The organism is Pseudomonas sp. A014, assembly GCF_052378495.1.
Lineage (GTDB): Bacteria > Pseudomonadota > Gammaproteobacteria > Pseudomonadales > Pseudomonadaceae > Aquipseudomonas > Aquipseudomonas machongensis.
On the sequence record NZ_CP199001.1, the window covers coordinates 1,999,314 to 2,023,168 of the forward strand.

Annotated in this window: 21 protein-coding genes and 1 pseudogene; 12 read left to right on the top strand and 10 right to left on the bottom strand. The window is 63.7% G+C overall.

Going from position 1 to position 23,855, the window contains the following annotated elements:
• The first annotated feature begins 193 nt into the window (after window positions 1–193).
• The gene (locus tag ACTYOL_RS09370) at window positions 194–1,399 is read left to right on the top strand and encodes an MFS transporter (RefSeq protein ID WP_444757815.1); all 1,206 of its coding nucleotides are present in this window, start codon (window positions 194–196) and stop codon (window positions 1,397–1,399) included.
• Here the strand turns inward: ACTYOL_RS09370 and ACTYOL_RS09375 are convergent.
• Window positions 1,362–3,869, bottom strand: coding sequence for an ABC transporter permease (locus tag ACTYOL_RS09375; protein ID WP_444757816.1), 2,508 nt, complete (start codon window positions 3,867–3,869; stop codon window positions 1,362–1,364). The genes ACTYOL_RS09370 and ACTYOL_RS09375 overlap by 38 nt on opposite strands.
• Window positions 3,869–4,552: an ABC transporter ATP-binding protein gene (locus ACTYOL_RS09380; RefSeq protein ID WP_063544135.1), complete on the bottom strand. Its 684-nt coding sequence runs from the start codon at window positions 4,550–4,552 to the stop codon at window positions 3,869–3,871. Before ACTYOL_RS09380 ends, ACTYOL_RS09375 begins: the two co-directional genes overlap by 1 nt.
• 10 nt (window positions 4,553–4,562) lie before the next feature.
• Here ACTYOL_RS09380 and ACTYOL_RS09385 point away from each other — a divergent pair, with 10 nt between their 5' ends.
• The 3 genes from ACTYOL_RS09385 (at window position 4,563) to ACTYOL_RS09395 (ending at window position 6,596) form a co-directional block, all read left to right on the top strand.
• Window positions 4,563–5,168, top strand: a complete 606-nt coding sequence (locus ACTYOL_RS09385; protein WP_197890056.1) for an arylesterase — start codon at window positions 4,563–4,565, stop codon at window positions 5,166–5,168.
• Window positions 5,169–5,226: 58 nt separating this feature from the next.
• Window positions 5,227–5,508, top strand: coding sequence for a hypothetical protein (locus tag ACTYOL_RS09390; RefSeq protein WP_054895440.1), 282 nt, complete (start codon window positions 5,227–5,229; stop codon window positions 5,506–5,508).
• A 110-nt stretch (window positions 5,509–5,618) separates the two neighbouring features.
• Window positions 5,619–6,596 (top strand): L,D-transpeptidase family protein, encoded by a 978-nt coding sequence (locus ACTYOL_RS09395; protein WP_054895441.1) that lies wholly within the window; start codon window positions 5,619–5,621, stop codon window positions 6,594–6,596.
• Window positions 6,597–6,744: 148 nt separating this feature from the next.
• On the opposite strand, the gene oprI is transcribed toward ACTYOL_RS09395, so the two are convergent.
• Window positions 6,745–6,996 (bottom strand): outer membrane lipoprotei OprI, encoded by a 252-nt coding sequence (gene oprI, locus ACTYOL_RS09400; protein ID WP_003259780.1) that lies wholly within the window; start codon window positions 6,994–6,996, stop codon window positions 6,745–6,747.
• A 502-nt stretch (window positions 6,997–7,498) separates the two neighbouring features.
• On the opposite strand from oprI, the gene ACTYOL_RS09405 reads away from it, so the two are divergent.
• Window positions 7,499–7,780, top strand: coding sequence for a GNAT family N-acetyltransferase (locus tag ACTYOL_RS09405; RefSeq protein WP_054895442.1), 282 nt, complete (start codon window positions 7,499–7,501; stop codon window positions 7,778–7,780).
• Between the two features lie 58 nt (window positions 7,781–7,838).
• Here ACTYOL_RS09405 and ACTYOL_RS09410 read toward each other — a convergent pair whose 3' ends face one another.
• Both ACTYOL_RS09410 and ACTYOL_RS09415 read right to left on the bottom strand, forming a co-directional pair.
• The gene (locus ACTYOL_RS09410; RefSeq protein WP_054895443.1) at window positions 7,839–8,915 is read right to left on the bottom strand and encodes a 3-deoxy-7-phosphoheptulonate synthase; all 1,077 of its coding nucleotides are present in this window, start codon (window positions 8,913–8,915) and stop codon (window positions 7,839–7,841) included.
• A gap of 237 nt (window positions 8,916–9,152) precedes the next feature.
• Window positions 9,153–9,569, bottom strand: a pseudogene (locus ACTYOL_RS09415) (PilZ domain-containing protein); the annotation flags it as partial.
• Between the two features lie 117 nt (window positions 9,570–9,686).
• Between ACTYOL_RS09415 and ACTYOL_RS09420 the strand changes: the two are divergent.
• From ACTYOL_RS09420 to cysB, 3 genes are all read left to right on the top strand, one after another.
• On the top strand, window positions 9,687–10,634 hold the full coding sequence (locus ACTYOL_RS09420) for a putative 2-dehydropantoate 2-reductase (protein WP_063544137.1): 948 nt from the start codon (window positions 9,687–9,689) through the stop codon (window positions 10,632–10,634).
• 97 nt (window positions 10,635–10,731) lie between these two features.
• On the top strand, window positions 10,732–11,229 hold the full coding sequence (locus ACTYOL_RS09425) for a universal stress protein (protein ID WP_054895445.1): 498 nt from the start codon (window positions 10,732–10,734) through the stop codon (window positions 11,227–11,229).
• A gap of 127 nt (window positions 11,230–11,356) precedes the next feature.
• Window positions 11,357–12,331 (top strand): HTH-type transcriptional regulator CysB, encoded by a 975-nt coding sequence (gene cysB, locus ACTYOL_RS09430; protein WP_054895446.1) that lies wholly within the window; start codon window positions 11,357–11,359, stop codon window positions 12,329–12,331.
• A gap of 93 nt (window positions 12,332–12,424) precedes the next feature.
• Here cysB and ACTYOL_RS09435 read toward each other — a convergent pair whose 3' ends face one another.
• The 5 genes from ACTYOL_RS09435 to rloA all read right to left on the bottom strand — a co-directional run bounded on the left by ACTYOL_RS09435 (window position 12,425) and on the right by rloA (window position 17,787).
• On the bottom strand, window positions 12,425–13,159 hold the full coding sequence (locus tag ACTYOL_RS09435; RefSeq protein ID WP_054895447.1) for a phosphoadenylyl-sulfate reductase: 735 nt from the start codon (window positions 13,157–13,159) through the stop codon (window positions 12,425–12,427).
• A 117-nt stretch (window positions 13,160–13,276) separates the two neighbouring features.
• Window positions 13,277–14,620 carry an aminodeoxychorismate synthase component I gene (gene pabB, locus ACTYOL_RS09440; protein WP_444757817.1) on the bottom strand — a complete coding sequence of 448 codons (1,344 nt, stop codon included), beginning with the start codon at window positions 14,618–14,620 and terminating at the stop codon, window positions 13,277–13,279.
• A 109-nt stretch (window positions 14,621–14,729) separates the two neighbouring features.
• Window positions 14,730–15,710, bottom strand: coding sequence for an alpha-L-glutamate ligase-like protein (locus ACTYOL_RS09445; RefSeq protein WP_063544141.1), 981 nt, complete (start codon window positions 15,708–15,710; stop codon window positions 14,730–14,732).
• Complete coding sequence (gene rloB, locus ACTYOL_RS09450) at window positions 15,710–17,245, bottom strand: osmotic stress tolerance membrane protein RloB (protein ID WP_063544143.1); 1,536 nt, start codon at window positions 17,243–17,245, stop codon at window positions 15,710–15,712. Before rloB ends, ACTYOL_RS09445 begins: the two co-directional genes overlap by 1 nt.
• Before the next feature lie 5 nt (window positions 17,246–17,250).
• On the bottom strand, window positions 17,251–17,787 hold the full coding sequence (rloA, locus tag ACTYOL_RS09455; RefSeq protein ID WP_054895451.1) for a retropepsin-like aspartic peptidase RloA: 537 nt from the start codon (window positions 17,785–17,787) through the stop codon (window positions 17,251–17,253).
• A gap of 276 nt (window positions 17,788–18,063) precedes the next feature.
• Between rloA and ACTYOL_RS09460 the strand changes: the two genes are divergently transcribed.
• From ACTYOL_RS09460 to acnD, 4 genes are all read left to right on the top strand, one after another.
• Entirely contained in the window at window positions 18,064–18,780 is a 717-nt protein-coding gene (locus ACTYOL_RS09460; RefSeq protein ID WP_054895452.1) for a GntR family transcriptional regulator, read from the top strand.
• Window positions 18,777–19,667, top strand: coding sequence for a methylisocitrate lyase (prpB, locus tag ACTYOL_RS09465; protein WP_153772964.1), 891 nt, complete (start codon window positions 18,777–18,779; stop codon window positions 19,665–19,667). The genes ACTYOL_RS09460 and prpB overlap by 4 nt, the downstream gene beginning before the upstream one ends.
• A gap of 179 nt (window positions 19,668–19,846) precedes the next feature.
• The gene (gene prpC, locus ACTYOL_RS09470) at window positions 19,847–20,974 is read left to right on the top strand and encodes a bifunctional 2-methylcitrate synthase/citrate synthase (RefSeq protein ID WP_197890080.1); all 1,128 of its coding nucleotides are present in this window, start codon (window positions 19,847–19,849) and stop codon (window positions 20,972–20,974) included.
• Window positions 20,975–21,131: 157 nt separating this feature from the next.
• Window positions 21,132–23,720, top strand: a complete 2,589-nt coding sequence (gene acnD / locus ACTYOL_RS09475) for a Fe/S-dependent 2-methylisocitrate dehydratase AcnD (protein WP_063544147.1) — start codon at window positions 21,132–21,134, stop codon at window positions 23,718–23,720.
• Window positions 23,721–23,855: the final 135 nt, after the last annotated feature.

Sequence of the window (23,855 nt, forward strand, 5' to 3'; positions counted from 1 at the left end):
TGGTCCATATTCGGGAAGGCCTAATGGGCCTTCATCTTATGCAGCGCCGCCCCTAACCTCAATCGCGTGACGCAGAGCCTTTGCGTCGTACCTGCAGGACCTCCTGACCTTCATTCAAGGAACATCGAATCATGTGTATAGCGGTGGGGCTGCGTTCGCCCGTCCGATTGTCTTTTGCCTTGCGGGTGCAGCCATGAACCGGCCCGGATTGTCAGTGGCCTTGCTGGCCGCAGTGGTAGTGCCGCAGGTCGGGCTGGGCATCATGGTGCCGGCCTCGGCGCAACTGGCCGAGCAGTTGCAGGTTGGCCTTGGCCAGGTGCAGAGCACACTGGTGATGTACATGGTCGGCTATGCGCTGTCGATGGTGCTGGCCGGGCTGCTGTGTGATCGCTACGGCCCGCGGGCAGTACAACTGGGCGGGCTGCTGCTGGCAGCGTGCGGTACCGGGCTTGCGGCCAGCGCCACGTCCTTCCTGCCCTTCATGATCGGCCGCCTGCTGCAAGCATTGGGCGGCTGCGTCGGCACGGTGACCACCCGTATGGTGGTGCGCGAGGTGTTCACCGAGCGCGAGCGCATGGGCATTCTCACCACGCGGGCTTCGGCCATCGCCATCACCCCGTGCCTGGCGCCGTTGCTGGGTGGCGCGTTGCTGCCGCCGTTTGGCTGGCGCGGGATTCTGGGGCTGGTGGGGGTATTCAACCTGCTGGTACTGCTGGTGTTCTGGCGTCTGGTGCCGAGCCTGCCGGGGGCAGGCCAGGGCGTTACTCCGGGCCTGGTGCTGCGGGTGTACGGACGCAACCTGGGCAACGCTGCGTTCGTTTTTCATGCAGCCTGCATTAGCCTGGTTTGGATGAGCTACTTCGGCTTCCTGTCTTCATCGTCTTACGCCTTCCAGGTTGTCCTGGGGTTCAGCGCATTCGAGTACGGCGCGCTGATCGCCATCTGTGCACTGGGTTATGTCACCGGCAGCTTTCTGGCCCGGCGCCTGAGTCGCCAGCATGACCTGGCGCTGATCCTGGCGGTCGGGGCCGCTGTCGGTACTGTCGGCTGGGTTGGCCTGTGGTTGGCCGTTCACCTGGCAGGGCCGGTGGCGGGAGCGTTCGTGGCTCCGATGATGGCAATCCTGTTGAGCACTGGCATGGTGATTCCGGCGACCCAGGCAGGGCTGCTGCGTTGTGTGCAGCGGGATATCGGGCTGTCCACCGGTCAGTTCTTCTTCCTGCAGATGGTCAGCGGTGCGGCGTATGGCTTTCTTGCCAGCCACTGGCCGCATTTGGATGTGAGCCAGTTGGCATGGCTGGTGGGCGCGCCGATGGTGCTGCTCACCGCGCTCACAGGCACGGCGAGCATGCGCCGTCGGCTCAGGTCTCGCGCAGAACGCTCAGTGGCGTTGCATTGAGTGCCCGCCGGGTGCCGAAGACACCGGCCCCGCCGACCAGGACCGCGCCCAGCACGGGCAGTACCAGCAGCCACGGATGCGGCGCCCAGTGCAGGTCGAAGGCATAGCGGTACAGGGCCCAGGTGATCAGTTCGCAGCCCAGGGCAGCGAGCAGGCCGCTGGCGGCGCCAAGCAGGCCGAACTCGATGCGCCGGGCCTTGACCAGTAGCGCACGGCCGGCGCCCAGGGCGCGCAGTAGCGCGCCTTGGCGGATACGCTCGTCCAGGGTGGCCTGCAGGCCGGCGAACAACACCGCAAGGCCCGCCGCGAGCACGAACAGCAGTACGTACTCCACCGCCAAGGTGACCTGGGCGAGGATGCTGCGCAGTTGCCCAAGCAGCGCATCGACCTGGAGGATGGTCACCGCCGGAAACGCCCGCGACAGGGCGACCACGTCGGTATCGTGCCCGGGCGCGAGGTAGAAGCTGGTCAGGTAGGTGGCGGGCAAACCTTGCAAGGTGCCGGGCTGGAAGATCATGTAGAAGTTCGGCTGGAAGCTGTCCCAGTGCACCGTACGCAAACTGCTGACCCGTGCCTGGCGGTGCTCGCCGCCGATGTCGAAGGTCAGCAGGTCACCCAGCTTGAGCTTGAGGCTTGCGGCCAGCTCGGCTTCGACCGATACCGCGGGTGGTCCATCGGTCGGCGGTGGCGTCTGCCACCAATCGCCTTCGCTCAAGGCATTGCCCTGGGGCAGGTCGGCGGCCCAGGTCAGGCTCAGGTCGCGCTGTACGGCACGATCGCCCGTAGATTCCTTGCTCACCAGTTGCTGTACCGGCTGATCGTTGATGTGGGTGAGGCGCCCGGGGATCACCGGGTACAGCGGCGCCGAGGTGGCATTGACCTCGCGCAGGCGCTGGGCAAAGGGTTCGCGCTCGTCTGGCAGGATGTTCAGAGCGAAGTGGTTGGGGGCATCCTTGGGTAGTTGCGCCTGCCAGTTATCCAGCAGCTCGGCGCGCAGTAGCGCGACCAGGGCCATGGCCAGCAGGATCAAGCCGAAGGCCAACGCCTGGCCGGCGGCTGCCAGCGGATGGCGCAGCAACTGACCCAGCCCCAGGCGCCAGGGCAGCGGCGAGCCGACCAGCAACCGGCGTAGGCTGCGCAGGCCCAGCAGTAGCAGGCCACCAAGCAGCAGCGCGGCGATCAGGCCGCCGCCGAGCAGGGCGAAGGTCAGCAGCAGGTCCAGGCTCAGGCGCCACATGATCAGGCCAAGGGCGAACAATGCGGCGCCATAGACCAGCCAACTGCTGGGCGGTACCGGCAGCAGGTCACGGCGCAGCACGCGCAAGGGCGGTACCCGGCCCAGAGCGGCGAGCGGAGGCAGGGCGAAGCCGGCCAGCGCCACCAGGCCGGTGCCGATGCCAGCCAGTGCCGGGGCGATGCCGCCCGGCGGAACGGTACTGGGCAGCAGCCCCTGCAGGAGGGCGAACAGACCCAGTTGCGCGAGCCAGCCAAGCAGGGCGCCGGCGAGCGCCGCCACCAGCCCCAGCATCGCCAGTTGCAGCGAGTACAGGCCCAGCGCCTGGTGTCGTGACAGCCCCAGGCAGCGCAGCAGGGCGCTGGCGTCCAGGCGGCGGGCGGCATAGCGACTGGCCGACAGCGCCACGGCCACACCGGCCAGCAGCACCGCGACCAGGCTGGCCATGTTCAGGTAGCGTTCGGCGCGACCCAGGGCGCCGCCGATCTGGCGGTTGCCGTCACGGGTGTCGAGCAGCCGCTGGTTGGCGGCAAGATCCTTCTCCACCGCCTGGCGATATTGCACCAGGGTGTCCGGCTCGCCGCGCCACAGGTCGCGATAGGTGACACGGCTTCCTGGCTGGATCACACCGGTGGCGTCCAGGTCTGCGATGTTCATCAGCACGCGTGGGGTGAGGCTGTAGAAGTTGCCGGCGCGATCCGGTTCGTAGGTCAGCACGCGGGTCATGCGCAGGGTCTTCATGCCGACGTCGATGCTGTCGCCCAGTGTCAGCCCCAGTGCCGCCAACAGGCGCGCCTCGACCCAGGCTTCGCCGGCCGCCGGCCCCCCGCCGGGCGTCTCGCTGCCATAGGGCGTGGCGGCGCTGCGCAGTTGGCCACGCAGTGGATAGGCCGGGTCGATGGCCTTGATGCTCGACAACTGGATACCGGCATCGGCGGCCACCACGCTGGTGAACTCCACCACGCGGGCGTGGGTCAGGCCACGCGAAGTACCGGCATCGATCTGCGCCGCCTGGGCGGCGGACGACCCTTGCAGCACAAGGTCAGCAGCGAGGAATTCGCTGGCCCGCAATTGCATGGCACCGTTGAGGCGGGCGCCGAAGTAACCAATGGCGGTGCTGGCGGCGACGGCCACCAGGAGCGCGAAGAACAGTACTCGCACTTCACTTGCGCGGGCGTCACGCAGCAGTTGGCGCAGGGCCAAGGCGCACAGGCGCATGAACGGCAGGCGGGTCATCATGGCTCCAGGGGCGCCACCAGGCGTCCGGCGTCCAGGCGGATCAGGCGACGGCAGCGCTTGGCCAGCCGCTCGTCATGGGTCACCAGCACCAAGGTGGTGCCGCGTTCCTTGTTGAGCTCGAACAGCAGGTCGCTGATGCGCTCGCCGGTATGGCTGTCGAGATTGCCGGTGGGCTCGTCGGCGAACAGTACTGCCGGGTGCGCCGCGAACGCACGGGCAATCGCCACCCGTTGCTGCTCGCCGCCGGACAACTGGCGTGGGGTGTGGCTCAGGCGCTGGCCCAGGCCGACCCGTTCGAGCAGGGTGCGGGCCTGCTCGCGGGCGTCGCGGCGACCGTCCAGCTCCAGGGGCAGCATGACGTTTTCCAGGGCATTGAGGCTGTCGAGCAACTGGAACGACTGGAACACGAAACCGACGTGTTCGGCACGCACCCGTGCGCGCTGGTCTTCGTCCAGGGGGCCAAGGTCGTGGCCGGCGAGCACGACACTGCCATCACTGGGGCGGTCAAGGCCTGCGAGCAGGCCGAGCAGGGTCGACTTGCCCGAGCCGGATGCACCGACGATGGCCAGGCTGTCGCCCTGGTCGAGGTCGAGAGAAAGCGGGTGGAGGATGGTGAGGTCGCCTTCCGCGCTGGGGACCACTTTGCTAAGGTTCTGCGCAACGAGAATGCTGGGGCCCATGGAGAATCCGATGCGAATGTGGTGGTTGAGTGCCGGTCTGGCCCTGTGTTGCCTGGCCCAGGGCGCGGCGGCGGGAACGTTGCTGGTTGTCGGCGATAGTATCAGTGCCGGTTTTGGCCTGGATACCCGCCAGGGATGGGTCGCGCTCCTGGAGCAACGCCTGAAGGACGAGGGTTTCACCGACCATGTGGTCAATGCCTCGATCAGTGGCGACACCAGTGCAGGTGGCCAGGCGCGGCTGCCGGCGCTGCTTGCAGCGCACAAGCCTGATCTGGTGGTGCTGGAGTTGGGCGGGAACGACGGGCTGCGTGGGCAACCTCCACAACAATTGCAACAAAATCTTGCCTCGATGATCGATCGCTCCCGTGAGGCCGGCGCCAAAGTGGTGTTGCTCGGCATGCGCTTGCCACCGAATTATGGCGTGCGCTACACCACCGCGTTCGCCCAGGTCTATGAGCAGTTGGCGAAGGAAAAGAAGGTGGCCTTGGTGCCGTTCTTTCTGGAGGGCATAGGTGGGGTGGCGGAGATGATGCAGGCCGATGGCATCCATCCGGCCCAGGGCGCCCAGCAGCGCTTGCTCGATAATGCCTGGCCGACGATAAAACCCTTGCTCTGACGCTTTTATCGGGGGCCGCTTTCGGCTAATGTTGCGCCCCCCGTTTCGAGTGCCCCCGATGCCACGCCCCGCCTGGTCCCTGTATGCCTACCAATTGATCGAGCCCGACGAGCAGCTCGACCTGTTCGCCTGCCAGGAAGTCCGTGTCCATCTCGCCGCCCGCCAGCTCGAACTGGGCGCTCCGGTCGACCGCACTTTGTGTGGCGGCCTGCTGCCGGCGCAGCCGCGCTGGTCGTCGGTCGAGCGCGCGGTCTATCGCGACGAACGCCTGTGCCCGCTATGCCGGGCCATTCTCGATGCCCAGCGGCGGGGTACGCGTCCGGTGTGGCCGGAGCTCTGAGCTCACCTTTCATCATTTGTAACCCTTGCAACGCCTGCCGATGCCTCCCGCTTGAATCCGGGCGGGTGTACAATCGAATGTCTTGAACCCTCTTTCGAAGGATTTACCGGATGTTGCCGCGCTTTCCCGCCGTCACCCGTTGCCTGTCCCTGGCCGCCTTGCTGCTGACCGGCCCTGCCGTCGCGCTGGAGCTGCCATTGCCACCGCCCGGCGAAGACGTCGTCGGCCAGGTCCGGACGATCAAGGCCAAGTACGAAGACACCTTCGCCGACATCGGCACCGCCAACGACCTGGGTTACCTGGAGATGATCGCCGCGAACCCTGGCGTCGATCCCTGGTTGCCTGGCGCCGGTACCGAAATCATCCTGCCGACCCGTTACGTCCTGCCACCCGGGCCACGCGAGGGGATCGTCATCAACCTGGCCGAGTACCGCCTGTACTACTATCCGAAAGGCGAGAACGTGGTGCACACCTTCCCGTTGGGGATCGGTCGTGAAGGCTGGGGTTCGCCGATCGCGATCACCAAGATCACTGCCAAGACACCAAACCCGACCTGGACGCCGCCGGCCTCGATTCGCGCCGAACACGCCGCTGACGGCGATATCCTGCCTGCCGTCGTGCCGGCTGGCCCGGATAACCCGCTGGGTCCGTTCAAGTTCACCCTGGGCCTGCCGGGCTACCTGATCCACGGCTCGAACAAGAAGTTCGGCATCGGCATGCGCACCAGCCATGGCTGCTTCCGCATGCTCAACAACAATGTTGTGGCACTCTCCAAGATGGTGCCGGTGGGCACCCCGGTGCGGATCATCAACGAGCCTTACAAGTTCGGTGTGAGTGGTGGCAAAGTCTATCTCGAAGCTCACACGCCGTTGGACGACCACGGCAATCCGTCGGTGGTCGACAAACATACGGCCGTCATCAATGCGCTGCTCAAGCGTGAAGACCTGGCCAACAACCTGCGCATGAACTGGGACATGGTTCGTGACGTGGTGGCCGCCGAGGATGGCATGCCGGTCGAAATCGCCGTCCCGGTGAATGGCCAGGGTGCCGCACCGATGGTGTCGAGCATCCCGCCAGAGCTACAGTAAGCCCTTGCCTGCGTGAACCGAAAGGCCTGCCATCGTGCGGGCCTTTTTGTTTTCGGGTGACGGGAGTGGCGTGGAGAAGGGGCGTTCTTCGGGCAATAAAAAAGCCGGCCCACAAGTGGGCCGGCTCCATAACAATCCGTGAGGATTATTACTTGCGGCTGGCTTTGTCCAGCATACGCAGAGCGCGCTCGTTGGCTTCGTCAGCGGTCTGCTGAGCCTTCTGAGCGGCTGCCAGAGCGTCGTCAGCCTTACGGTAGGCTTCGTCAGCACGGGCTTGAGCGCGAGCTGCTGCGTCTTCAGTCGCAGTCAGACGAGCTTCGGTTTCTTTGGATACGCTGCTGCAACCGGTAGCCAGAACTGCGGCCAGAGCCAGAGCAGAGAATTTCAGAACGTTGTTCATCGTGTTCCCCTTCAAGGACTTTCTATTAAATAGCCATCTCTCGGAAAAGAGAAACTGGCCGGCGTACATAGTACCCATTACTTGTAGTAAGTAAACTGACAGAGCGCAAGAACTGCAAAAAAAATGTTGCCAGGGGCCGCGTGTGACGGGGTTTGTAAAGAAAGTGTGAAGGCCATGCAAATCGGACGCAAGCGGTTGTACCAAGGAAACTTTTTGTTGAACTAAGGGTGACTTTCACGGTCCTCAAACGTCTTAACCCGTAGAACATCCGGCAGGCTGTTTGGTGTCGACCGGCACCGGCGGCCCAACCCGCTTTCATGGAATTTTTAGCCCTGTGCACCTTGAGCAATCCCGCGTTGCACGCCTACTATTTGGGTGTCCCGGGCGTCGAACGATTGCTGATGGACCAGGGTCCAAGGGGCATGAGTGGCGTTGAGGTTCCTCCGCCGGATAAACCATCGGTCAAGGCAAAGGTCTGCCAAAAGACCTGCGAGGAGTAGTGATGAGTGAAGCGCTGACCATCCACCATGACCAGGCCGGTCATCAGTTCGAGACCAATGTGGACGGTCATCGTGCCTACCTGACGTACATGGACCTGGGCAAGCAGACGCTGGATATCTATCGCACCTTCGTTCCCAACGCCCTGCGCGGTCGCGGTATCGCCGCGGCCCTGACCGAAAAGGCTCTGGAGTACGCAGAGCAGATGGGCTACACCGTCATTCCATCATGCTCTTATGTCGAGCGTTACATGGAACGCCAGCAGCGCCATTCGACCAAGGCCTGAATCGACACCGCACCAACGAAAACGCCGGGCAGATGCCCGGCGTTTTCGTTGGTGCGTATCAGCCGCGCTGGCGCTTGGGCAGCACGTCCTTGAGCTTGGCGTGCATGCTGCGCAGGCTCTTCTCGGTGGCGGCCCAGTCGATGCAGGCGTCGGTCACCGAAACACCGTATTGCAGGTCTTCCAGGTTTTTCGGGATGGCCTGGCAGCCCCAGTTCAGGTGGCTTTCGACCATCAGGCCGATGATCGACTGGTTGCCTTCCAGAATCTGGTTGGCGACGTTCTCCATCACCAGCGGTTGCAGGGCCGGATCCTTGTTGGAGTTGGCGTGGCTGCAGTCGACCATGATGTTGGCCTTGATCTTGGCCTTGGCCAGATCCTGTTCGCACAGGGCAACGCTGACCGAATCGTAGTTGGGTTTGCCGTTGCCGCCACGCAGCACCACGTGGCCGTAGGCGTTGCCTTTGGTGGTGACGATCGACACGCCGCCTTCCTGGTTGATGCCCAGGAAGCGGTGGGGCTTGGACACCGACTGCAGGGCATTGATCGCCACGGTCAGGCCGCCGTCGGTGCCGTTCTTGAAGCCGACCGCCGAAGACAGGCCCGAGGCCATTTCACGGTGGGTTTGCGATTCGGTGGTACGGGCACCGATGGCCGACCAACTGATCAGGTCCTGCAGGTATTGCGGGGAGATCGGGTCGAGGGCTTCGGTCGCGGTCGGCAGACCCTTCTCGGCCAGGTCCAGCAGCAATTGGCGACCAATGTGCAGGCCGTCCTGGATCTTGAACGAGTCATCCAGGTACGGATCGTTGATCAAGCCTTTCCAGCCGACGGTGGTACGAGGCTTCTCGAAATACACCCGCATGACCAGATAGAGGGTGTCGGAGACTTCTTCGGCCAGTACCTTGAGGCGATCGGCGTACTCGTGGGCGGCCTTGATGTCGTGGATCGAGCAGGGGCCGATCACGACGAACAGGCGATGGTCCTTGCCGTCGAGGATGTTGCGCACCACTTCACGGCCGGCAGTCACGGTCTGCAGGGCCTTGGCGCTGAGGGGAATCTCTTTCTTCAGCTGATCGGGGGTGATCAGGGTCTCGTTGGAGGCAACGTTGAGGTCGTCGATCGGTAAATCAGCCATCGTGTTACTCGTCAGGTCACGGGTGCCGGCCGCCAGCAAACCCCGTGCGGCCCAGCAGCAGATTGTTCGCAGCGGGGAGCCGAACCTTAGCGCGTTACATCGGGCGCGACAATGGGCATGGGGCCGTCAGCGCTGAAAAGGTGCCCTGGCCGTGCGCGACCTGCCTTGCAGGCCGATCGCGATACAAGGATCGCGCAGGGGGCTCGCCGAGGGGGTCGACATCAGGGGGTGTTCGCCCACCAGCGCTGCTTCGGAAAATTCGGCGCCATGCTGGGCGATCCACTGCTGCGCCAGCACCTGCGCCTGTTCGCCGTGCAGGTCATGTTGCTGGTGCACTTGGCAATAATGATGAATATGGCAAACCTGCTCACCCATGCGCGCGCCGAACAGGGCCTGGTCGTCGGTGAAGGCGATGCCCACGCGGTAGCCTGCATCCAGCTGCTGGCACCAGGCAACATAACCGGGATAGCGCGCCTGTGCGCCCAATGACGGAATGACCACTTCCACCGCAGTGCCGCGACGGTAGGCACGCGGGTGGTTGCAAGCGATGCCGCCAAGCCCCAGGGTATGCAGGTGCCGACGGAACAAGCTGGGAGACGGGCGAAGATTCAGTTCGAGCGGAATCCCGTCAGGATGAGGCAGAAATCCACACATTGTCGACTCCGTGTCGATTATTTGACCTTCATCGCTTGAGTATAGTGAAGGATCGCAAACCGGCTGATTCGCTGTAAAAAAACGGACAGACAGTCATCGCTTCGACAGGAGAGCGGTATGGATCCTCGTAACAAACGCATCGGCATCATCGGTAGCGGTGCCATCGGTGGCTTCTATGGGCTGATGCTGGCGCGTGCCGGTTTTGACGTGCACTTTCTGCTGCGCAGCGAATATGGCGTGGTGCATGAGCACGGGCTCACGCTGCGCAGCGCTGTGCACGGTGAGTTGCAGATGGACGTCCAGGCTTATGCCTCGGCCAGCGACATGCCGCCGTGCGACTGGTTGCTGATCGGCACCAAGGCCACCAGTAACGCCGAATTGGCGCCGCTGATCGTCCAGGCGGCTGCGCCCGGTGCCAGGGTGGTGTTGCTGCAGAATGGCCTGGGCGTCGAGGAGCAGTTGCGTGGCGCGTTGCGCGACGACATGCACCTGCTCGGGGGGCTGTGCTTTATCTGTGTGAACCGTGAAGCGCCCGGGGTGATCCGCCACCAGGCGCTTGGCGCGGTCAACCTGGGTTACCACAGCGGTCCCAGCGATGACCGCGGCGCAGCCATCGTCGCCGAGGGCGCCGAATTGTTCCGCGCGGCGGGCGTCGACTCGCAGCCAATGGACAACCTCGCTCAAGCGCGCTGGCAGAAGCTGGTGTGGAATGTGCCGTACAACGGCCTGTCAGTGTTGCTGCAGGCCAGCACGACGCCTCTGATGACTGACCCTGACAGCCGCGCGCTGGTTCGCGGGCTGATGGCCGAAGTGGTCGAGGGCGCACGGGCCTGCGGGCATATCCTGCCGGAGGGCTATGCCGAGCACCTGTTCCGGGTCACCGAGCAGATGCCTGACTACTGGCCGAGCATGTACCACGATCACGCTCAGCAGCGGCCGCTGGAGTTGCAGGTGATCTACGGCGAGCCCCTGGCCCGTGCTCGCGAGGCCGGTTGCCACTTGCCGAAGATGGAGGCGCTGTACCAGGCGCTGGCGTTCATCGATCGGCGCAACTGCGCGGGCTGAAGCCTATGGCTGGCCGCTGCGCCGGACGGCGAAGCGGCTCTCCACGGCACTGCTAAGCTGTAGCTTGCTCTGCCCCCGCGGCAGTGGAGGAGGCCGAATGATCCGTTCCATGCTGTACGCCACCGATCTCGGCGTGTATGCGCCCTTCGTCATGCAACACGCCCTGGCCTTGGCGCGGACCTTCAACGCAGAGTTGTACGTGATCCACGCCGTCGAACCCATGGGCCAGTTCGCCGAGTCGTTGCTGCAAAGCTATCTCGATGAGCAGACCCTCGACCGCCTGCACTCCCAAGGGGTCAATACGGTGATGGCCAACATCGAGCAGCAGGTGCTGGAAAATTTTCGTGAGGAATTGGGCGAGGCGGCCGATCTGGCGGTGATCAAGGCCGTGCGAGTGCGCCAGGGCGATCCGGCGCAAGTGATTCTGGAGCAGGCCCAGCGCCTGGCGGTCGACCTGTTGATCTTCGGCAGTCACGCCGAGGGCGCGGGTGTCGATGTACCGATCGGTCGCACAGCGGTGCGGCTGCTGCAGCTGTCCCCGGTGCCGGTGTACATGGTGCCGTTGGCACAGCATTTGGGGCGTAGGAAAGTCTGATGCTGGCGGTAGGTCTTTTCCTTGGGGTGTAACAAAATAGTTCTAGATTTATTTCTCTTACCACTAATATAGTTATAAATCGTTGCTGCCAGCAGCCGGTGACCTACCGCTGATTCGAGGGGAATCTATGAAGCTTCAACAACTGCGCTATATCTGGGAAGTAGCGCACCACGACCTCAACGTCTCCGCGACTGCGCAGAGCTTGTACACGTCTCAGCCCGGGATCAGCAAGCAGATCCGTCTCCTCGAGGATGAACTGGGCGTAGAAGTCTTCGCCCGCAGCGGCAAGCACCTGACCCGCGTCACCCCGGCGGGCGAGCGCATCATCACCACTGCTGGCGAGATCCTGCGCAAGGTCGAAAGCATCAAGCAGATCGCCCAGGAGTTCTCCAACGAGAAGAAGGGCACGCTGTCCATCGCGACCACCCACACCCAGGCCCGCTATGCCCTGCCTCCGGTGATCAGCAACTTCATCAAGCAGTACCCCGAAGTATCCCTGCACATGCACCAGGGCTCGCCGATGCAGATCGCCGAGATGGCCGCTGACGGCACTGTCGATTTCGCCATCGCTACCGAGGCGCTGGAGCTGTTCGGCGATCTGATCATGATGCCGTGCTACAAATGGAATCGTTGCGTGGTGGTGCCCCAGGGGCATCCGCTGACCAAGCTGCCGAAGCTGACCCTCGAAGCGGTGGCCGAGTACCCGATCGTCACCTATGTGTTCGGTTTCACGGGCCGCTCCAAGCTCGATGAGGCGTTCAACCATCGCGGCCTGACGCCGAAGGTGGTGTTCACCGCCGCAGACGCCGACGTGATCAAGACGTACGTGCGCCTCGGTCTGGGCGTGGGTATCGTCGCGAAGATGGCGGTCGATCCGAAGCTCGACAGCGACCTGGTGTGCCTGGATGCGAGCGAGCTGTTCGAAGCCAGCATCACCAAGATCGGCTTCCGCCGTGGCACCTTCCTGCGTGGCTTCATGTGCGATTTCATCGAGAAGTTCGCACCGCACCTGACCCGCGAAGTGATGGCCAAGGCCATCCAGTGCCACAACAAGCAGGAGCTCGAAGAGCTGTTTGAAGGGGTTGAGTTACCCGTGCACTGAGTTGGCATGAAGCAGGGGCCGCGTTGCGGCCCCGTCGCGGGGCGAGCCCGCGCCTACAGGTCTTGTGTAGGTGCGGGCTTGCCCCGTTTGTTTTCAGGCCTTGCTGATCAGGTTGCCCGCGTGCAATCCGCATTCCTTCTGCGTCGACTCCTCCCACCACCAGCGCCCCTCGCGCTCGTGCTGGTTCGGCAGCACCGGGCGCGTGCAAGGTTCGCAGCCGATGCTGATGAAGCCGCGCTCATGCAGGCTGTTGTAAGGCAGCTCGAGCATGCGGATATAACCCCAGACTTCCGCGCTGCTCATCTGTGCCAGAGGGTTGAACTTGTACAGGGTGCGTTCGGGCGTCGAGAATGCCGAATCGATCTCCAGTGCTGCAACCTGGCTGCGGGTGCCAGGGCTCTGATCGCGGCGCTGGCCGGTTGCCCAGGCGCTGACGGTGGCCAGCTTGCGACGCAGCGGCTCGATCTTGCGGATGCCACAGCATTCGCCATGGCCATCCTTGTAGAAGCTGAACAGGCCCTTTTCCTTGACGAATGGGTCGAGCTTGGCGCGGTCCGGGCTGAGGATCTCGATCGGCAGGTTGTACTGCTCGCGAACCTGGTCGATGAAGCGGTAGGTTTCCGGGTGCAGGCGACCGGTGTCGAGGCTGAACACCTTGACTTGCTTGTTCAGCTTCCAGGCCATGTCGACCAGCACCACGTCCTCGGCACCGCTGAAGGAGATCCACAGGTCGTCGCCGAAGTGTTCGAAGGCGAGCTTGAGAATGTCCTGCGGGGACTTGCTGGCATAGGTCGCGGCCAGGGCGGCGACGTCGAAGGGTTGGCTCATCAGGCGGTTTCCATCGTGTGTATGGCGCTGTGCGCTCGTAATGGGTCGATGGTAACAAAAAATGGCGGGGTAGACGGGCTCGAATAGGTGACGCCCGCTTTGCGGGCGGATCCTCGGCTATAGCCCCTGCAAGGTCTCCATCAGCACCCGCACTTTGGCGATCGACTCCTCGTACTCGGCCTCCCACGCCGAATCAGCCACCACCGCGCCACCGCCCCAGCAACTGACCTGACCCTCCTTGACCAGCAGGCTGCGGATGGCGATCGAGCTGTCCATCTCGCCGCGCACGTCGATGTATAGCAGCGAGCCGCAGTACAGGGCCCGGCGTGTCGGCTCCAGTTCATCGATGATCTGCATGGCACGGATCTTCGGAGCCCCGGTGATCGAGCCGCCGGGAAAACTGCCGGCGATCAGGTCCAGTGCATCCTTGTCGGCGGCCAGGCGCCCGGTGACGCTGCTGACCAGGTGGTGGACGTTGGGGTAGCTCTCGAGGCTGAACAGCTCCGGCACCTTCACCGAGCCGATCTCGCAGGTACGGCCGATGTCGTTGCGCAACAGGTCAACGATCATCAGGTTCTCCGAGCGGTCCTTGGTGCTGGCTTGCAGCTCGCGGGCGTTGCGCAGGTCTTGCTCCGGGTCTGTCGAGCGTGGTCGGGTGCCCTTGATCGGGCGGGTCTCGACGTCGCCCTGGCTGACGCGGATGAAGCGCTCCGGCGAAAAGCTCAGCAGTGCGCTGTCGGGACTCAGTTGCTGGAAGCCCGAGAAGGGCGTCGGGCAGGCGCTGCGCAGCGCCTGGTAGGCGTGCCACGGATCGCCCTGGCAGGGGGCGCGAAAGCGCTGGGTGAGGTTGATCTGGTAGCAGTCGCCGGCGTGGATATAGCGTTGTACCTGATCGAAGGCTGCGTGGTACTGCTCGGCACGAAGATCGCCCTGCATTGGAGACAGCAGCTTGAAGGTTCCGCTGAGTGGCGCGTCATCCTCCTCGAACAGGCGGATCAGGCGCTGGCGTTCGCTGTCGGCCAAGGCGGGATGGAACACCAATTGGCTGGTGCGCAGTTGGTGGTCGGTGATGGCGGCCCAGGCGTACAGGCCCAGTTGCGCATCGGGCAGGCCGAGGTCGTCTGTCGCCTGCTGCGGTAGATGCTCCAGGCGCCTGCCGAAGTCATAGCTCAGGTAGCCGATCAGTCCGCCGGCGAACGGCAGTTCGCTATCGTCGGGCAGTGTAGCCTCGCCGAGTCCTGCCAGGGCCTGGCGCAGCCGCTGCAGATAGTGTTCACCGCTTTCGCCGTCCTGCGCTTGCAGTTGTTGCAGTGGCCAGGCGCTGAACAGGTCGAAGCGTCCGCGCTCGGCGACCGGGCGGGCGCTGTCGAGCAGAATGGCGCCGGGGGCCAGGCGCAAGCGGCTGAAGTAGTGCGCAGGGTCGGGCTGGTAGGGCAGGGGGTGCAGCGTACAGGTCGGCATCGGAATGGACGGCGATGAAAATCAAGGACGGGGATTGTAGGCCGCTGTAGGAAAAGTGCCTAGCACCAGTTGGAGCAGGCCGCCCCTGCAGGGACGGCCTGTCCTGGCATCACTGCTGGACGACGTGCCCGAACAGCCCCTGAGCCACTCGCACCCGGGTCTCGGCATCTTCGCTGATGCCGTCCTTGGCCAGCGCCTCGATATGCGCCTCGATGGCGTGGGTACGCTGGGTCAGGCCGCAGTCATTGGCGATCTGGATGTTAAGGCCGGGGCGGGCGTTGAGCTCAAGGATCAGCGGGCCTTTGTCCTGGTCCAGCACCATGTCCACGCCGATGTAGCCCAGCCCGCACAGCTCGTAGCAGCTGGCAGCCAGCTTCATGAAACCGTCCCAGTTCGGCAACTGCACGCCATCCACCGCGTTGGTGGTGTCCGGGTGTTTGCTGATGATCCGGTTCAGCCAGGTGCCGCGCAGGGTGACGCCGGTGGCGAGGTCCACGCCGACCCCGATCGCGCCCTGGTGCAGGTTGGCCTTGCCGCCGGACTGGCGGGTCGGCAGGCGCAGCATGGCCATCACCGGGTAGCCCATCAGCACGATGATGCGGATGTCGGGTACACCTTCGTAGCTGATGCTCTTGAAGATCTGGTCCGGGGTGACGCGGTACTCGATCAGGGCGCGGTCGCGGTGCCCACCCAGCGAATACAGCCCGGTGAGGATGCTCGAGATCTGGTGCTCGATTTCCTCATGGCTGATGATCTTGCCCGAGACCGTGCGGTAACGGTCCTCGAAGCGGTCGGCGACCACCAGGATGCCATCGCCGCCAGCGCCTTGCGCCGGCTTGATGACGAAGTCGCTGCGCCCGCCGATGATCTCGTCGAGCTTCTCGATCTCTTTTTCGGTTTCGATGATGCCGTACATCTCCGGCACATGGATGCCGGCCGCCAGTGCGCGCTCCTTGGTGATGATCTTGTCGTCGACGATCGGGTACAGGTGGCGCTTGTTGTACTTCAGGACATAGTCCGCGTTGCGCCGGTTGATACCCATGATGCCCCGGGCCTCCAGGGCTTTCCACGTCTTGATCAGTCCGAACATCAGGCGTCAGCCTTCTTCAGGAATGCCTTGAAGCGAACGAGCTCGGTCAGGCGGTAGCCGCGGTAGCGACCCATCGCCAGCATGAAGCCCACCAGGATCAGCAGCACGGCCGGGAAGGTGAAGACGAAGTACACGGCTTCCGGCACGGTCATCAGCAGGTGCGCCAAGGAGGCTGCGAACAGGGTGCCGACGGCGACTTTCATTGCATGGCCGCCGCCACGTTCCTCCCAGGTGATCGACAGGCGCTCGATGGTCATGGTCAGGATCACCATCGGGAACAGTGCCACCGACAGCCCGCGTTCCAGGCCCAGCTTGTGGCTGAACAGGCTGATCGCGGCGATCAGCACCACGACGAAGGTCAGCACCACCGACAGGCGCGGCAGCATCTGCAGCTTCAGGTGTTCAAGATAGGAGCGCAGCGAAAGGCCCAGGGCGGTGATCACCGTGAACAGCACGATGCCGAAGCCCAACTGCGTTTCGCGGAAGGCCAGGGCAATCAGCACCGGAGTGAAGGTGCCGAGGGTCTGAATGCCGATCAGGTTGCGCAGTACGAGGATGACCAACACGCCGATCGGGATCATCACCATGATCATGAAGGTCTGCTGGGTTTGCAGCGGCAGGCCGTACAGGGAGTACTCGAGGAAGTCGGCGTCGGTGTTCTCGTCGGTCAGCTTGGCCAGGCGGATGGCGTTCATCTCGCTGTTGTTCATGCTGAAGGTGACGGTGGCCTTCTTGCCGCCATCGACGGTGATCAGGTTTTCATCGCCGGTCCACCACAGCAGGCGGTCATTGGGCAGGCCCTGTTCGCCGGTTTCCGGGTTGAAGTACAGCCAGGCGTTGCCGTTGAAGCTGCGCAGCCATAGTTCAGGGCTTTGCGGGGTGTCGGCAACCAGGCGGATGGTGTGGACCTTTTCCATCGGCACGTGGGCGATCGACAGCAGCAGGTCGATGACCTGGGCTTTCTTCATGGGGGAGTTGTCGCCGGCCAGCAGCAGCTTGGCGTTGTCATCGTTGGGGTTGTTGACGCGCTTGATGGTCTCGCTGACGAAGGTCTCGACGTCGGCAGAGTGCTGGCGGATCGGTGCCATCAGCGCTTCGGCGGCAATTTTCTCGGGGCCTTCGACCGCCAGGCTGTCACGGAAGGTCGGGCCCTTGATCTTGGCTTTTTCGGTGCTGTAGCGCTTGGTCAGGACCAGGCGGTAGTAGAGGGTCTGATTGCCGCTGGCGCGGCGAGCCGACCAGGTGACCTTGCGATTGCCATCGGTGCGGTTGACGCTGACCCCGTAGTTGTTGGAGATGAAGCTCTCGTTGAGGCTCACGTAGTCGCGGTTCAGCGGCGGCACGAACATCTGGATCTTTACCGGGTCCTTGGGACTGGCAACGAACTCGACCTTGGCGTCGATGTTCCACAGGTCGTCGGTCTCGTCTTCGGTTACCGGGATGCCCAGGATGAAGATCTGGTAGCAGGTGACCGTCACGCCCAGCAGCACCAGGACGGTGATCAGGACTTTCAGGTGCAGGGTAAGAGAGCGCATCGGAATTACTCTACTTTGGGAGCTTCGGTGGCACAGGCAGGTTTGCCGGCCGCGTATTTGAGGCTGGGGTCGACCAGCGCGTCGAAGTGCTTGAGTGCCTCGGAGCCGATCAGCAGCGGGAACTGGAAGGCGCTGCGGTCGGTGAGGTTGACTTCGATGGTGCGCAGGGCCTGGCCCATGCAGATGTTCAGTTCGATCACCGGGCGGGCGGTGTAGGCCTTGCCTTCGTCCGGATTGTAGTCACCGGCGCGCCGCTTGATCTTGCTCACGCGGGCCAGTGGGCGTTCGATGGGGTGCTTGTGGGCGGCGTCGATGGCCAGGTAGAAACGCACCCAGCTTTCGCCGTCGCGCTTGAAGCGCTTGATGTCGCGCGCGCTGAGCGAGGCGGTCTTGGCGCCGGTATCGAGCTTGGCGGCCACTTCAAGGTCAAGATCGCCCAGGCGGGCGTACTCGTTCAGGCCGTACACGGTCTTTTCGGCCGCATGGCCAAGCGCCGGCAGCAAGGCGAGGCTGAACAACAGTGAATAAAACGTGGGTCTCATAGTCCTGGCGCGGTGCTGTCTGTGTTCGGGGCAGGGCGCAAGCGCCTCGTTCATCTGTCAACAGCATGAAATGATGACAGGCACACTATCCGTAATCCTTGGGAAGCGCGGCATTCTATCACGCCGACGTCTTGACGCCAGCGCGCTGCGATCTGACCGCGGCAGCGTGGGGTAAGTTCGTTATTAGACAATTGTCGACAATGTTGTTTTTGTCTTTGACTGCGCGCCTTTATTTGGCTAGTTTTGGCGCTATCAACTTACAAGGTGTCGACAATCATGCTGGAAGCGCCCCAGGCCCTCGCACCGGTTGCAGATGATTCCGAAACGCTTTCAGAGAATGTCTTTCGGCGCATCCAGGCGGCCATCGTGAAGGGGGATATCGCCCCGGGCAGCAAGATTTCCGAGCCGGAGCTGGCTCGCACCTACGGCATCAGTCGCGGTCCGTTGCGCGAGGCCATTCATCGACTGGAGGGCCAGCGCCTGCTGGTGCGTGTGCCGCATGTCGGTGCACGGGTGGTATCGCTCAACCACGCCGAGCTGATCGAGCTGTACGAAATCCGCGAATCGCTCGAAGGCATGGCCTGCAGGCTCGCCGCTGAACGCATGAGCGTGGCCCAGATCGACGAACTGCGCCAAGTGCTCGATACCCACGAGCGCGATGCGGCATTCCAGGCCGGGCTTGGCTACTACCAACAGGAAGGCGATTTCGACTTTCACTATCGGATCATCCAGGGCAGCGGCAACCAGACCCTGGTCAAGATGCTGTGTGGCGAGCTGTACCAGCTGGTGCGCATGTACCGCATCCAGTTCTCGGCCACCCCCAACCGTCCGCGCCAGGCTTTCGCCGAACACCACCGCATACTCGATGCCATCGCCGACCGTGACGGCGAGCTGGCCGAACTCCTGATGCGCCGCCATATCGGTGCGTCCAAGCGCAATATCGAGCGTCACTACCAGGACGCCCACAACAACAGCCCACGAGGTGAGTCATGACTGTGAAGAGCACCCCCGGTCAGCGTTTTCGCGACGCCGTAGCCGCCGAGCATCCGCTGCAGGTAGTCGGAGCCATCAACGCCAACCATGCGCTGCTGGCCAAGCGCGCCGGGTTCAAGGCCATCTACCTGTCCGGTGGCGGGGTCGCTGCCGGCTCCCTGGGGCTGCCGGACCTGGGCATCAGCGGGCTGGACGACGTGCTGACCGATGTTCGCCGGATCACCGATGTGTGCGACCTGCCGCTGCTGGTGGATGTCGACACCGGCTTTGGTGCCTCGGCGTTCAACGTCGCCCGCACGGTGCGCTCGATGTGCAAGTTCGGCGCCGCGGCCATTCACATCGAGGACCAGGTCGGCGCCAAGCGCTGTGGTCATCGGCCGAACAAGGAGATCGTCTCGCAGCAGGAGATGGTCGACCGGATCAAGGCAGCGGTGGATGCGCGCACTGACGACAGCTTCGTGATCATGGCACGTACCGACGCTCTGGCAGTGGAAGGCTTGAATGCGGCATTGGACCGTGCCGAGGCGTGCGTCGAGGCCGGCGCCGACATGGTCTTCCCCGAAGCCATCACCGAGCTGCAGATGTACAAGACCTTCGCCGACCGGGTGAAGGCGCCGATCCTGGCCAATATCACCGAGTTCGGTGCCACGCCGCTGTACACCACCGACGAGCTGGCGTCGGTCGATGTATCGCTGGTGCTGTACCCACTGTCGGCGTTCCGCGCCATGAACAAGGCTGCCGAGAACGTCTACGCCGCCCTGCGCCGCGACGGCACGCAGAAGAATGTGATCGACACCATGCAGACCCGCATGGAGCTCTACGATGCCATTGGTTATCACGCGTTCGAGCAGAGCCTTGATGCGCTGTTTGCGCAGAAGAAGGGCTGAAGGTCAAAGATTCGCGTTGGAGCGGCTGGCCTCTTCGCGGGTGAACCCGCTCCCACAAGTACGGCGTGATGCTCGATGCCTGGGGAACCCTGTGGGAGCGGGTTTACCCGCGAAGGGGTCGGCCCAAGTTTCAACGATTAGCCAGATTTCCATAACAAGTTCAAGAAAGGAGAAACACCATGGCCGAAGCAAAAGTACTCAGTGGTGCCGGCCTGCGTGGCCAGGTGGCCGGGCAGACCGCGCTGTCGACCGTGGGCCAGGCCGGTGCCGGCCTGACCTATCGTGGCTACGACGTGCGCGACCTGGCCGCTGGCGCCGAGTTCGAGGAAGTCGCCTACCTGCTGCTCTATGGTGAGCTGCCGAGCAAGGCCGAGCTGGATGACTACAAACACAAGCTCAAGGGACTGCGCGACCTGCCGCAAGCGCTCAAGGAAGTGCTCGAACGCATCCCGCGCGACGCCCATCCAATGGACGTGATGCGCACGGGCTGCTCGGTGCTCGGTACCCTGGAGCCGGAGCTGACCTTCGAGGCCCAGCGCGACAAGACCGATCGCCTGCTGGCACTGTTCCCCGCGGTGATGTGCTACTGGTACCGCTTCACCCACCACGGCGTGCGCATCGACTGCAGCAGTGACGAGGACACCCTCGGTGGCCACTTCCTGCACCTGCTGCACGGCAAGAAGCCGAGCGAGCTGCACGTGAAGGTGATGAACGTCTCGCTGATCCTTTACGCCGAGCACGAATTCAACGCCTCGACCTTCACTGCACGGGTCTGTGCCTCGACCCTGTCAGACCTGTACTCCTGCGTCACGGCCGCCATCGGCTCGCTGCGCGGCCCGTTGCACGGCGGTGCCAACGAGGCGGCGATGGAGCTGATCGAGCGCTTCCAGAGTCCGCAGGAGGCGACCGCCGAGCTGCTGCGCATGCTCGAGCGCAAGGACAAGATCATGGGCTTCGGCCACGCCATCTACAAAGAGTCCGACCCGCGCAACGAGGTGATCAAGGGCTGGTCGAAGCAGTTGGCCGACGAGGTGGGCGACACGGTGCTGTACCCGGTATCCGAGGCCATCGACAAGACCATGTGGGAGCAGAAGCGCTTGTTCCCCAACGCCGATTTCTACCATGCCTCGGCGTACCACTTCATGGGCATCCCGACCAAGCTGTTCACCCCGATCTTCGTCTGCTCGCGCCTGACAGGCTGGGCGGCGCACGTGTTCGAGCAGCGCGCCAACAACCGCATCATTCGTCCGAGCGCCGAGTACACCGGCGTCGAGCAGCGCCAGTTCGTGCCGATCGACAAGCGCTGACAAAAGGCGCGCCGCGCGCCCTGTAGGAGCGGGCTTGCCCCGCGATAGTGTCAGACCAGACAGCATCATTGGCACGACTGACGCCATCGCGGGACAAGCCCGCTCCTACAAGAGCGACCGCGGCCCTTGGATAACCGTGACCGAGCCTGATAACGATATGAACACCGCATACCGCAAGAACCTGCCAGGTACTGCCCTGGACTACTTCGACACCCGCGCGGCGGTCGAGGCGATCAAGCCCGGCGCCTACGACGGCCTTCCCTATACCTCCCGCGTGCTCGCCGAAAACCTGGTACGCCGCTGCGATCCGGCCACCCTCGACGCCTCGCTCGGACAATTGATCGAGCGCAAGCGCGACCTCGACTTCCCCTGGTTCCCGGCGCGCGTGGTGTGCCACGACATTCTCGGCCAGACCGCCCTGGTCGACCTGGCGGGCCTGCGCGATGCCATCGCCGACAAGGGTGGCGATCCAGCGCAGGTCAATCCAGTGGTGCCGGTGCAATTGATCGTCGACCACTCGCTGGCCGTGGAGTGCGGCGGTTTCGATCCGCAAGCATTCGAGAAGAACCGCGCCATCGAAGACCGTCGCAACGAAGACCGTTTCCACTTCATCAACTGGACCAAGCAGGCGTTCAAGAACGTCGACGTGATCCAGCCGGGCAACGGCATCATGCACCAGATCAACCTGGAGAAGATGTCGCCAGTGATCCACAGCGATCGCGGCGTGGCCTACCCGGACACTTGCGTCGGCACCGACAGTCACACGCCGCATGTGGACGCCCTGGGCGTGATCGCCATCGGCGTGGGTGGCCTTGAGGCCGAGAACGTCATGCTCGGTCGCGCCTCGTGGATGCGCCTGCCGGAAATCGTCGGCGTCGAGCTGACCGGTCGACTGGCACCGAACATCACCGCTACCGACCTGGTACTGGCTCTGACCGAGTTCCTGCGCAAGCAGAAAGTGGTTGGCGCCTACCTCGAATTCCATGGCGAGGGTGCCCGGGCGCTGACCCTGGGCGACCGTGCCACCATTTCCAACATGGCACCTGAATACGGCGCTACTGCGGCGATGTTCGCCATCGACCAGCAGACCATCGACTACCTGCGCCTGACCGGTCGTGATGACCAGCAGGTGCAACTGGTCGAGACCTACGCCAAGGTCGCCGGCCTTTGGGCCGACAGCCTGGCCAAGGCCGAATACGAGCGCACGCTGACCTTCGACCTGTCAAGTGTGGTGCGCAACATGGCCGGCCCGTCCAACCCGCACGCCCGCGTGGCTACCAGCGATCTGGCGGCAAAGGGCATTGCCGGGGCTTGGGAAGAAGTGCCGGGGCAGATGCCCGATGGTGCAGTGATCATCGCCGCCATCACCAGTTGCACCAACACCAGCAACCCGCGCAACGTCATCGCCGCCGGCCTGCTGGCGCGTAACGCCAACCGGCTCGGCCTGGTGCGCAAACCCTGGGTCAAATCCTCGCTGGCGCCGGGCTCCAAGGCGGTACAGCTGTATCTGAAAGAGGCCGGCCTGGAACAGGAACTCGAGCAGTTGGGCTTCGGTATCGTCGCCTTCGCCTGCACCACCTGCAATGGCATGTCTGGCGCACTGGATCCGGTGATCCAGCAGGAGATCATTGACCGTGATCTCTATGCCACGGCAGTGCTCTCGGGTAACCGCAACTTCGACGGGCGTATCCATCCCTACGCCAAGCAGGCATTCCTGGCGTCGCCGCCGCTGGTGGTGGCCTATGCCATCGCCGGCACCATCCGCTTCGATATCGAGAAGGATGTACTAGGCGTGGTCGACGGCAAGGAAATCCGCCTGAAGGATATCTGGCCAAGCGATGAAGAGATCGACGCGGTGGTACGTGCTTCGGTCAAGCCCGAGCAGTTCCGCCAGGTGTACATCCCGATGTTCACCATCGAGGAAGACAAGGGGCCGAAGGTTGCGCCGTTGTACGAATGGCGCCCGATGAGCACCTATATTCGGCGTCCCCCTTACTGGGAAGGCGCCCTGGCCGGTGAGCGCACCCTGCGCGGCATGCGTCCGCTGGCGGTGCTGCCCGACAACATCACCACCGACCACCTGTCGCCGTCGAACGCCATCATGCTCGACAGCGCGGCGGGCGAGTACCTGGCGAAGATGGGCCTGCCGGAGGAGGACTTCAACTCCTACGCCACCCACCGCGGCGACCACCTCACCGCGCAGCGCGCAACCTTCGCCAACCCCAAGCTGTTCAACGAGATGGTGCGCAAGGAAGACGGCAGCGTGAAGCAGGGCTCGCTGGCGCGTATCGAGCCGGAGGGCAAGGTGACGCGCATGTGGGAGGCGATCGAGACCTACATGGCGCGCAAGCAGCCGCTGATCATTGTCGCCGGTGCCGACTACGGGCAGGGCTCGTCGCGGGACTGGGCGGCCAAGGGCGTGCGTCTGGCGGGCGTCGAGGCGATCGTCGCCGAAGGCTTCGAGCGCATCCACCGTACCAACCTGATCGGCATGGGTGTGTTGCCGCTGGAGTTCCAGCCGGGCACAACGCGCGTGACCCTGGGCCTGGACGGCAGCGAGACCTACGATGTGGTCGGTGCGCGCACGCCGCGCGCAACCCTGACGCTGGTGGTGACCCGCCGCGATGGCGAGCGTGTCGAAGTGCCGGTGACCTGCCGTCTGGACACCGCTGAAGAAGTGTCGATCTACGAGGCGGGCGGGGTGCTGCAGCGCTTTGCCCAGGACTTCCTCGAAGCGACGGCCTAATAACCTGAACCCCGCTTTTACCCTGTAGAAGCGGGCTAGTCCCGCGATTGCGTCAGCAGGAGCAATAACGCTGTCTGTTCTGACGCCATCGCGGGGCAAGCCCGCTCCCACGGGGGCGTGTGGGGCCTTGATGGA

Bases quoted from the DNA above. Each gene is read 5' to 3' on its own strand.
- ACTYOL_RS09370 (WP_444757815.1), top strand. From the start codon at position 194: ATGAACCGGCCCGGATTGTCAGTGGCCTTGCTGGCCGCAGTGGTAGTG.
- ACTYOL_RS09375 (WP_444757816.1), bottom strand. From the start codon at position 3,869: ATGACCCGCCTGCCGTTCATGCGCCTGTGCGCCTTGGCCCTGCGCCAA.
- ACTYOL_RS09380 (WP_063544135.1), bottom strand. From the start codon at position 4,552: ATGGGCCCCAGCATTCTCGTTGCGCAGAACCTTAGCAAAGTGGTCCCC.
- ACTYOL_RS09385 (WP_197890056.1), top strand. From the start codon at position 4,563: ATGCGAATGTGGTGGTTGAGTGCCGGTCTGGCCCTGTGTTGCCTGGCC.
- ACTYOL_RS09390 (WP_054895440.1), top strand. From the start codon at position 5,227: ATGCCACGCCCCGCCTGGTCCCTGTATGCCTACCAATTGATCGAGCCC.
- ACTYOL_RS09395 (WP_054895441.1), top strand. From the start codon at position 5,619: ATGTTGCCGCGCTTTCCCGCCGTCACCCGTTGCCTGTCCCTGGCCGCC.
- oprI (WP_003259780.1), bottom strand. From the start codon at position 6,996: ATGAACAACGTTCTGAAATTCTCTGCTCTGGCTCTGGCCGCAGTTCTG.
- ACTYOL_RS09405 (WP_054895442.1), top strand. From the start codon at position 7,499: ATGAGTGAAGCGCTGACCATCCACCATGACCAGGCCGGTCATCAGTTC.
- ACTYOL_RS09410 (WP_054895443.1), bottom strand. From the start codon at position 8,915: ATGGCTGATTTACCGATCGACGACCTCAACGTTGCCTCCAACGAGACC.
- ACTYOL_RS09420 (WP_063544137.1), top strand. From the start codon at position 9,687: ATGGATCCTCGTAACAAACGCATCGGCATCATCGGTAGCGGTGCCATC.
- ACTYOL_RS09425 (WP_054895445.1), top strand. From the start codon at position 10,732: ATGATCCGTTCCATGCTGTACGCCACCGATCTCGGCGTGTATGCGCCC.
- cysB (WP_054895446.1), top strand. From the start codon at position 11,357: ATGAAGCTTCAACAACTGCGCTATATCTGGGAAGTAGCGCACCACGAC.
- ACTYOL_RS09435 (WP_054895447.1), bottom strand. From the start codon at position 13,159: ATGAGCCAACCCTTCGACGTCGCCGCCCTGGCCGCGACCTATGCCAGC.
- pabB (WP_444757817.1), bottom strand. From the start codon at position 14,620: ATGCCGACCTGTACGCTGCACCCCCTGCCCTACCAGCCCGACCCTGCG.
- ACTYOL_RS09445 (WP_063544141.1), bottom strand. From the start codon at position 15,710: ATGTTCGGACTGATCAAGACGTGGAAAGCCCTGGAGGCCCGGGGCATC.
- rloB (WP_063544143.1), bottom strand. From the start codon at position 17,245: ATGCGCTCTCTTACCCTGCACCTGAAAGTCCTGATCACCGTCCTGGTG.
- rloA (WP_054895451.1), bottom strand. From the start codon at position 17,787: ATGAGACCCACGTTTTATTCACTGTTGTTCAGCCTCGCCTTGCTGCCG.
- ACTYOL_RS09460 (WP_054895452.1), top strand. From the start codon at position 18,064: ATGCTGGAAGCGCCCCAGGCCCTCGCACCGGTTGCAGATGATTCCGAA.
- prpB (WP_153772964.1), top strand. From the start codon at position 18,777: ATGACTGTGAAGAGCACCCCCGGTCAGCGTTTTCGCGACGCCGTAGCC.
- prpC (WP_197890080.1), top strand. From the start codon at position 19,847: ATGGCCGAAGCAAAAGTACTCAGTGGTGCCGGCCTGCGTGGCCAGGTG.
- acnD (WP_063544147.1), top strand. From the start codon at position 21,132: ATGAACACCGCATACCGCAAGAACCTGCCAGGTACTGCCCTGGACTAC.